Below are 2,944 nucleotides of genomic sequence, written 5' to 3'. Positions count from 1 at the left end.
CCCATCCAACTCTGCTTTCCATAAAAAAAGCGTCCCCCCTTATCCCCCCGATTATTAATTTATTTTTCTGGAACCCCCTTAAAACTCCCCCCCCCCCCCCCCCCGACTAAAGTCAAGCTCAATCGCGTTGCAAAAACCGACTTGTTTCGACATTACTTGAAAGTTACCTCGAATTTTGCATAGTAATCAATCCCACATTAATCGTAAAGTGTAATCATCGATACCCTGGAATGCGCCGTGCCCTGGGACCGGCTGTACGACGTCTGGAAATACGTGCGGGCATACTGCAAATCTCGGCCCCAGACAATCTGTATGTCCCACTCCTCACACTTCTATCCCCAGGGCACCAACCTCTACTTTATCTTCATTGCCCGCATGGAACCGGAGGAATATCTGGAATATCAGGCGGGAGTCATCGACCACATCCGCCAGGCCGGCGCCGCCCTCAGCCACCATCACGGCATCGGCCGCATGCTGGCGCCCTGGTATGAAGGCGCTTTGGGTAAAAATGAGTTGGAGCTTTTGCGGGCGATCAAGCGCCACTTAGACCCCAACAACATCTTAGACCCCGGCGGCACGCTTGCCCTTGTCCGGGGATTTGGGGTTAGTCCCATAAATGCAAATAGAGGACGGTTCCCGATTGGCAAATCGGGAACCGTCCAAATCTCAGGTCTAAAACTACATGTTGGTAGCTAACTAGCCGCTTTTACGGTTGTATTAATTTTGCATCCATAGTCTTATACGGCTATTAACTAATTCCCAGATGATGCCCACAAGAATAGCGATAAGCAGAGAATTTGTCCATATAATCCATCCGCTATTGGTAGGTCCGCCGCCTGGGTCTACTCCATCGACACCGAACAGCATGCCGATCGTGAAGCCTCCAATATAGCCAACGTTTGTTAGCACCATTACCCTTCGGGCATCGAAAAATGCGGCAATAAATATGGTAGTCAGTCCGAATATAAATAAAACAAATGGCCAATCTTTCATTCTATGCAGCATACCAAAGAATGCATACCTGCATAGCAAGAAGCCTATGAACAAGCCAATACTTGCCCCTGCTGCCTAAATAACCTTTTTATTTTTAGCGCTGTCATAAAGCAACCTCCATTACTGAGCTATTAACACATGGGGCAACCCGGACAAGGGGACAGGTCCCTTGTCCGGATTTTGCCACAGAGGCAGAGAAGCGATTGAGAAAAGGCGGCTCGCTGCAGTTTACTACAGTAAGTAGCCTATATATTGGATTAATCCTTCAACAAGATAGTTGGGCTGATCTTGCGCACTTTATATACAGCCAATGAGCAGGCGGTAATCGCTGGGATAATGATTACGGGCAGCAATGCTGCGCCGATCGAGATTATTATCTTGACTGCGGGACCGGATGATATGGAGAATAAGTTTCAACTCTCTCCTGACCGGTTTTATAATCTGTCTTCCAGCCCTCATACTCGAAGTCGTTGTCCATATGAATGTAACCTGCGATGTTTTCTGAGCGGTCTCTTGCCATAATTGCTGAGAGATTGCTGTTGTCGGCATTGCCCTCGGCGACAATAATGTGACGATCCAGGTTTTTCAGCACTATGCCAATGTGATCTAGGGTGCCACTAGGGGCGTTGTTCTTTTGAGGAGGTATGCTGTCTCTAAAAATAACAATATCCCCTCGTTGAGGAATATAACCTGTTTCGGCAGGAGTAAACAGATTTATCTCCCGCCTGGTGCTCCACTCATACCAGCCCCTGACGGCGGCAAATCGGCAGGAAACATTGGGATGCCTGAATGGCAAAAGGAACCCGGCCTCCTGACAACAATGATGGACGAATGCTGCACACCAGTTGCCGGCCAACTGTTCAATGCTTTTATGTTCTAAGGTATCGGGCCAGCGCCGGGCAATGTGAGCAAATGTTATGTTTCCGGGCTCACCGACAATCTTCTCATCAGCCATCTTTTCTGCTATGTTCGCTAGCAGCGCCCTTTTATCGCGAGCGGAAGCTTTATTATGCTTAACTTCAGCCACCCTAATCTGGTGAGTGGTGGAGTAACCCAAGATTGCCAGCGTATGCTCCAACCTGGCCGCATTGCCGGGGCTGACAGGCAGGGCAGGATTGTATAGATAGTGTTGCAGGACATCGGCGTTTTTAAGGATTTCATCGTACTCATCATGCCTATGGGTCTTGTCCGAGTGATGAAAGACAGCCGAGAGAATCAGCAACTGCTCTTCCTGAGAGAAAATGCCCATGTCTCTCAGCACGGGGCGGGCCTCTTCTGCGCTGTTGTGGCTGTGCAGGGCAGTGTGTCCTGTCCGGTAAGTGTAAATGTCATGGAGCATGGCAGCTGCAGCTGCTATATCGGGGGCAAGTCCCTTTCTTTCCGCCAGCAGGGCGGCCGCCTGGGCCACCCCGTACAAGTGAAGGAAGCCGCATCTGCGCTCATAGGCAGCGACAACACTGTGCAGGATGCCATCAATATGATTCCTCAGTTTTTCCAGCCTGTGCATGTGCATCCCCCTTGCTGTAGTACCAGAGTCAGATATACTCTATACCGGGGGAAAACGCACTGTGTTGACAAAAGAAACATACACTGCTTTTCGCCCTCATCTCTGATGATAGCGAATAAACTGAAAATGTCAATTATTCTCCGCTTTACACCGGTTATCAATCTTATACATCCACGGTCTTTTGAGTGGGGTGAAGGGAATCGGACAAGGGGCCATATTACATTTGGCTCAGCGGCTAAGTGCAAACATAACAACAGAGTCCCGCTCTAGGAACTGAAGAGTCAGGACTGGTATGTCAACACTAAACTGGACAAATATTTAAAGGTGCATTAGCTTGTACTCATTCGGTGTTAGATAGTCCAGTGATCCGTGTATGCGAACATTGTTGAACCAGTTTACATAATCAAAGAGTTCAAGGTCAAGTTCCTGTTGGCTAGAGAAAAC

Annotated in this window: 2 protein-coding genes and 1 pseudogene; 1 reads left to right on the top strand and 2 read right to left on the bottom strand. The window is 48.7% G+C overall.

The features are described 5' to 3' along the window. Positions 1–210 precede the first annotated feature (210 nt). Positions 211–696 (top strand): annotated as a pseudogene (locus tag FH749_12875) (hypothetical protein). A gap of 670 nt (positions 697–1,366) precedes the next feature. Here the strand turns inward: FH749_12875 and FH749_12870 are convergent. Next, positions 1,367–2,506, bottom strand: a complete 1,140-nt coding sequence (locus tag FH749_12870; GenBank protein MTI96346.1) for a CHAP domain-containing protein — start codon at positions 2,504–2,506, stop codon at positions 1,367–1,369. Between the two features lie 312 nt (positions 2,507–2,818). Further along, on the bottom strand, positions 2,819–2,944 hold a 126-nt coding region (locus tag FH749_12865; protein MTI96345.1), incomplete at its 5' end, for an IS3 family transposase.

Source organism: Bacillota bacterium, from assembly GCA_009711825.1.
GTDB lineage: Bacteria > Bacillota > Proteinivoracia > UBA4975 > VEMY01 > VEMY01.
This window is presented reverse-complemented; position numbering and strand designations above follow the sequence as displayed.